Origin of the sequence: Aquirufa nivalisilvae (assembly GCF_004307455.1) — a bacterium.
Lineage (GTDB): Bacteria > Bacteroidota > Bacteroidia > Cytophagales > Spirosomataceae > Aquirufa > Aquirufa nivalisilvae.
Window position 1 is genome coordinate 411,075 of the sequence record NZ_SEWX01000002.1, and the last position, 6,000, is coordinate 417,074.

Annotated in this window: 5 protein-coding genes; 2 read left to right on the forward strand and 3 right to left on the reverse strand. The window is 37.1% G+C overall.

Annotation, left to right across the window (positions count from 1 at the left end):
- The first annotated feature begins 1,101 nt into the window (after positions 1 to 1,101).
- The gene (locus tag EWU22_RS05205; RefSeq protein ID WP_130924677.1) at positions 1,102 to 1,629 is read left to right on the forward strand and encodes a CPBP family intramembrane glutamic endopeptidase; all 528 of its coding nucleotides are present in this window, start codon (positions 1,102 to 1,104) and stop codon (positions 1,627 to 1,629) included.
- 294 nt (positions 1,630 to 1,923) lie between these two features.
- Here the strand turns inward: EWU22_RS05205 and EWU22_RS05210 are convergent, their stop codons facing one another.
- The gene (locus EWU22_RS05210) at positions 1,924 to 2,865 is read right to left on the reverse strand and encodes a hypothetical protein (RefSeq protein ID WP_130924678.1); all 942 of its coding nucleotides are present in this window, start codon (positions 2,863 to 2,865) and stop codon (positions 1,924 to 1,926) included.
- A 111-nt stretch (positions 2,866 to 2,976) separates the two neighbouring features.
- Between EWU22_RS05210 and nadB the strand changes: the two genes are divergently transcribed.
- On the forward strand, positions 2,977 to 4,560 hold the full coding sequence (nadB, locus tag EWU22_RS05215) for an L-aspartate oxidase (RefSeq protein WP_130924693.1): 1,584 nt from the start codon (positions 2,977 to 2,979) through the stop codon (positions 4,558 to 4,560).
- Here the strand turns inward: nadB and udk are convergent.
- Entirely contained in the window at positions 4,546 to 5,175 is a 630-nt protein-coding gene (udk, locus tag EWU22_RS05220; RefSeq protein WP_130924679.1) for a uridine kinase, read from the reverse strand. The two genes, nadB and udk, sit on opposite strands and share 15 nt — an antisense overlap.
- A gap of 67 nt (positions 5,176 to 5,242) precedes the next feature.
- Positions 5,243 to 5,779 carry a class I SAM-dependent methyltransferase gene (locus EWU22_RS05225; protein ID WP_130924680.1) on the reverse strand — a complete coding sequence of 179 codons (537 nt, stop codon included), beginning with the start codon at positions 5,777 to 5,779 and terminating at the stop codon, positions 5,243 to 5,245.
- Positions 5,780 to 6,000: the final 221 nt, after the last annotated feature.

Sequence of the window (6,000 nt, forward strand, 5' to 3'; positions counted from 1 at the left end):
ATCTTTGACGCCATCGCACATGGCCTATGCGCAGGGTCAAATATCCGCCTGCCGCTTCGCTCAAGCTTCGTTCCAATCTTTCGTTGGGATTAACCGTTTAATGTAGAATGGAGAATAAGGGATGGAATCCATTTATCATTTATAATTCATCATTTACAATTTCCTCACCGCTGTTCGACATATGCTATGTCGAACTACAAATCGGGAGGATCTACATTCCCCACCAATGGTAACCTAAAAGATCATATACTCTGATGAAAGCGAATCGAAGATTCTAATTAACAATTCGACATGCCTTGTAGAACATGTCGAATAGCTGCTTAGTTTTTTTTATTAAAGTTTATTTTTTAAAATACAGTTTGTGATTTATTCTAGAAAATACCGTCGGTCAGCACGAGCGAAAGGTGATGAACGTAGCGGTAGACGAGGTTTTGACCTTAGCATGGGCGATGCGCGTAGGCGTCAAAAGTATAGGTGATAGCGGAGTGAATCACGGTTCAGCGAAGCAGAATTCGCCTTTGCTGAACGACAAAAAAAGAAGTTTTTTTGTTTCTTTTTTTCTCCAAAAAAAGAAAATCCCGAGTATTTGCTGAAACATAGTGTTATTGTTCAAACTTCTACAAAATAGCTTTACCGAAGATTTAATTCATATGGTCTTTCTTTTTTTTCATAAAAAAAGAAACAAAAAAAACAGAAGAAATACGGTTAATCCAAAGACGAATTCTGCTTCGCAGAACCGATGTCCACTCCGCATACGGCTTTAATCTTTGACGCCATCGCACATAGCCTATGCGCAAGGTCAAATATCCGCCTGCCGCTTCGCTCATGCTGGGTTCCCATCTTTCGTTGGATTAACCTCAATAGGTATGAGTGATTAGAATTTAAATGAGCTACCAACATTTATATTTTATAATTCATCATTTACCATTTCCTTTTGCTTCGCTCATGCTTCGTTCCAATTTTTCGTTAGGATTTACTTTTAAATGTAGAAGGTAGAATGTAGAAAAGTAGTCCATCTTTTCTTTTTGAATCTTAATTTCTTGAGTTTTCGCAAGTCTTTTCTAAAATTATCATTCAATATTTAGGCCAGATTTGGCTTTTATGTTGAAGAATAAATTAATTCATTGGGTGGAGTTATACCAAAGCAAACCATTGTATGGGGCAAGACTTTGGTTTATTATCAAATATTATTTTCCTCTTCAATTTTTTATTACAGGATCAATAGCATTTTATATTGAACGTGTGCTGCAGCATCGAATAAATAGTTTATTTGATTTATATAAATTGGACTCAGCTTTCTTTCTAATGGTGGTCTTTGTTGGACCATTTATAGAAACTTGGGTATTTCAATGGTTGATTATTAACGTATGCCAACGTTTGTTTTATAAATTCTCAGAAAGAATTTGTCGAATGCTATCTATTGGTATTTCCAGCATATCATTTGCTGCAGCCCATTATGGCAATGATCCTTATTATCCCTTTTTAGTATTGGATTCAGGTTTGGTATTAGCATTGGTTTACTATTTTACCAAAAAGGAATTTGATGCTAATAAGGCTTTTGTTTTGACATTTTTACTTCATGTTTGTTGGAATTTAATTCCTACAAGCATACATATTTTATTCTTATGAGCATATCTTTTCCCCGTTTTTTAGGGCCCTTTGAAGGGCTATTAATATTCTTTTCTATTCTTTATTTGATAGCCCTTGTAATCGCCATAGTTATCACATTAAAATCAAAGTATTATTCCCCCATTGATAAATTGATTCGAGTTTTACTTATTCTACATGCCCCATTTTTAGGAATCATCTTAGTGTTTTATGAGCGAAAATATGAGAAGTTGTAATTCCCATTCTACATTCTGCATTAAAAAAGGAACCACTTTCGCAGTTCCTTCTAATCACTAAAACCTAATAACTAGTTTCTTATTTCACCTCAAATCCACCCGTTCCAATCGCAAAACCTTCTGAGTATAATTCAATCGTGTATTTACCTGGTTTGTAAGCCACACCACCACGAGAATAGAATACATCTACCGCCTGGTTGTTGTTGGAATAGGTCACTACTTGTTTAGCTGTATAGACCATTTCTTTTCCATCTTGAGTGAATTTACCAGAACCAGCTGCTTCGTCAGAAACGATGGCGCCATCAGCATCTAATACACGAACAAAAATAGTTTTGTTCTCTAATTTAGTGATTGGGTTGCTAGCCAAGTTGAACGTGATTTTCAACTTCTCAATTTTCTTACCATTGAAACGAGATTTCTCTGCTTCTTTTCCTTTGCTATTCACGGATAACACGCGTAAGCTTTGCGCTTTTAATGCTGCTGCTATGCTCACTTTTCTAGCTAATTCCTTGTTCTTAGCCGTTACTTCAGATAGTGTATCTACCAAAGTTTTGTTTTCTGTTTTTAGGCCTGAATTCTCGGTATTCAAGGTTTGATTTTGTGTAGTCAACACTTGGTTGTTCTCCGTCAAAATTCCATTCTGCTTTTTCAATTCAACAATGTCAGCATCTTTCTGAGTCAACACTAAATCGTATTCTTTGATTTTCGCATCGTAAGAGGCAATCGTAGCGTGGTTCGCTTTTTTCAAAGAGCTTTTATCTTGTTCTAACTGTAATTTTAATGCTTCTAAATCACTCACTTGTCCACCTAAGGCTTTGATCTCCTCAATTTTAGCATCCAATTGAGTAGAAATGGAGTCCAGTTTCATGCGCGTATTCGCTAATTCAGTGGCTTTTTCTTCAATATTGACTGCTTGTTCTTGTGTTAGTTGGTTAGAACGGAAATACAAGACGCCAAGTACTGCTGTTAATACAGCCAATACAATTAAGGCAATCTTTGAGGTGTTGTTGGATGTTTCCATTTGCTTGAAATGTTTATTTAAGGGTTTAATTCAAAGCAAATTTAACATTAATATTCAATATTTTCTTTTAAATAGGCTTTTGGTTAATTTGCGCCTCTGAAAGACATGAATATGCCTACGTATGATTTTATTGTGGTGGGTTCTGGAATCGCTGGCTTATCATACACAGTTAAGGTAGCCCAATACTTCCAGGATAAACAAATTTCCATCAAGATTGCCTTAATTACCAAAACGGTTGCCGAAGAGACCAATACCAAATACGCACAAGGAGGAATTGCCGCCGTTTGGGATCAACAAGATTCTTTTGATAAACATATACAAGATACCTTAGTAGCAGGAGATTTTGAGAGTGATCCTAAGGTCGTGGAATTGGTGGTAAAAGAAGCACCTGAGCGCTTGAAAGAGTTGATTTCATACGGGACAGACTTTGATCGTAGATCAGATGGAAGTTTTGATTTAGTGAAAGAAGGAGGACATTCAGATAAGCGCATTTTACATTACAAAGATTCTACAGGAAATGAGATTGAAAGGGCTTTGCTAGAAAAGGTGAAATCATTCCCTTCTGTTGATTTTTTTACTCATTATTTTGCCGTAGATCTAATTACACAACATCATTTAGGTGAGAAGGTGACCAAAGATACCCCACACAAAAAATGTTTTGGGGTGTATGTCTTAAATAAGAAAACCAAAAAAGTTGAAACCTTTATTGGGAAAACGACTTTGCTTGCCACAGGGGGGATTGGTCAAGTGTATCAATCGACTACCAATCCGACCATTGCCACGGGAGATGGTATAGCCATGGCCTACCGTGCCAAAGGTTTTGTGAAAGGGATGCAATACATTCAGTTTCATCCTACAGCTTTGTATCAACCTGGCAAAAAACCCAATTTCTTGATTTCTGAAGCTGTTCGTGGGCATGGAGGGATATTGAAAAATCTGGATGGGTCAACCTTCATGGAAAAGTATGATGAGCGCCTATCATTAGCTCCTCGGGATATTGTAGCGAGGGCCATCGATTCAGAAATGAAGAAAAATGGTACGGATCATGTTTACCTGGATACTCGACATATTCCCAAAGAAGAAATTATTGCTCATTTTCCCATGATCTACCATTACTGCTTGGACCAGTTGGGAATAGATATGTCGCAAGAAATGATTCCTGTGGTGCCTTGCCAACATTATTTATGTGGGGGAATCATTGTGAATGAATATAGCCAAACCAATATTGAGCACCTGTATGCCGCTGGCGAATGTTCTCATACCGGTTTGCATGGCGCTAATCGTTTGGCATCTAATTCCTTATTGGAAGCTATCGTATATGCCCACCGTGCATTTGAAAAATCCATTGGTGAATTTGGGACACAGACCATTCCAGCTGGTATTCCTCATTGGAATGATGAGGGGACTAGAAATCCAGAAGAAATGGTTTTGGTAACCGAGATGACTCGTGAATTGGAGTCCATCATGAGTAATTATGTGGGAATAGTTCGTACTGATCGACGATTAAAACGGGCCTATGATCGTTTGGAATTGATCTATTTGGAGCATGAGGAATTGTACAAACAATCTAAAATCACGGTTCCTCTGTGTGAATTAAGAAACATGATTAATGTGGCATATTTAATCATTAAGCATGCTCGTGCCCAGAGAGAAAATAAGGGATTGCACTATAACCTGGATTTACTTAATGCGTGATTTGAGGTAGTGAACAATCACTTCCAATCCTTTTTCAAAATGGATGTTGTTAGGAATAACAATGTCGCAGCTTTTTTTGTGCGGACGAATAAATTCTTCGTAAGTAGGTTTAACGTGGTATTTCCAACGGTACATCACATCTTGTAAATCATAACCTCTTTCTTCGTTATCACGCTTGATACGACGCTTCAATTTGATTTTGTTTTGTGCGTCAATGAATATTTTCAAGTCCAGCAATTTGGCAACTTCAGGAAAATGGAAGACGAAAATGCCTTCTACCACTAAAATTTTTCGAGGATAAAAATGCAAGATATCAGGTACTTTACTCGAGTTATTGAAAGTGTATTCTTCCCGAGTTACAATTTCTCCAGCACGTAATTTTTCTACATCTTTGGCAAAAGCTTCATCGTCAATGGCTCCCGGTAAATCAAAATTCTCAATCCCATTTTCGTCTTTAGTTTGATCCTGCTTGGGGCGGTAATAATTATCTTGAGATAAAAGACAGATTTCTTCGGAAGGAAACTGGGCCATGAGCCTTTGTAAAAACAATGTTTTTCCAGAGGCACTTCCACCGGTGATTCCGATGATGTAGGGTCTTTCGTTGGTTGGGGTCATTGATGTAGCGAATTCGAATGCAAATTTGCGAAAAGCATTTAATTATACCTCAAAAAAATACATGTTTTCACCGTTTCACGTATTTTAAATAAAAAGTCTGCTTTTCCTTGACTAGTTTTTGACTCATTTCGAATTCTATGCTAGCCATTTGTAGGTCTATTTCTTCTTGGAAATACAGCTCTTGTGCACAGCCTTCATGGATGCGGCGCTGATCTACCGACAATTCCTCTTCTAATAGAATCCATCCGCCGGGTTTCACTATTCGTTTTAAAACAGGGAGAATTTCTTCTAAAGGAGCTAATTCATGCCATGCATTGAAAATGAAAATACCATCTATGCTTTGTGCGGCAATCGGAATCTCAGTTATGGGAGAATGAAAAATTTGGACCTGAGTGGAAAATGATGAGGATTGTTTTTTTTCAAAGTACACAATGCTTTCTTGTACAGCTTCCAAGCTTAATACTTGAGTATTGGGGTCAATTAGAATGATTTCTCGACAAGGTTGATGCAATAGGAGATTCACCTCCCACCACCCAGATCCACAACCTAAGGAAAGCAAGGTATCAGATGGTTTCCAGGGAAAATGCTCTAGTAATTGTTTCATGCATCAAAGAAAAGGAAAATTGTTGTTAGTGTTGATTGGAAATGTAGAATTTGGGAATTGTAAATGATGAATTATAAATGATAAATGGATTCCATGTGAATGCCTGAATGACGTTGACCGTTTTGTGTCACTTATACTTGATTCATATTCAAGTATTTTAGGTGTTTAGCTTATAGCTTGATTTAAATTTAGTAGTTTTTTTTCAAATGCAATAGGAGACA

Excerpts from the sequence above, each read along its gene's own strand:
- nadB (WP_130924693.1), top strand. The coding sequence starts at position 2,977 with ATGCCTACGTATGATTTTATTGTGGTGGGTTCTGGAATCGCTGGCTTA.
- EWU22_RS05225 (WP_130924680.1), bottom strand. The coding sequence starts at position 5,779 with ATGAAACAATTACTAGAGCATTTTCCCTGGAAACCATCTGATACCTTG.
- udk (WP_130924679.1), bottom strand. The coding sequence starts at position 5,175 with ATGACCCCAACCAACGAAAGACCCTACATCATCGGAATCACCGGTGGA.
- EWU22_RS05210 (WP_130924678.1), bottom strand. The coding sequence starts at position 2,865 with ATGGAAACATCCAACAACACCTCAAAGATTGCCTTAATTGTATTGGCT.
- EWU22_RS05205 (WP_130924677.1), top strand. The coding sequence starts at position 1,102 with ATGTTGAAGAATAAATTAATTCATTGGGTGGAGTTATACCAAAGCAAA.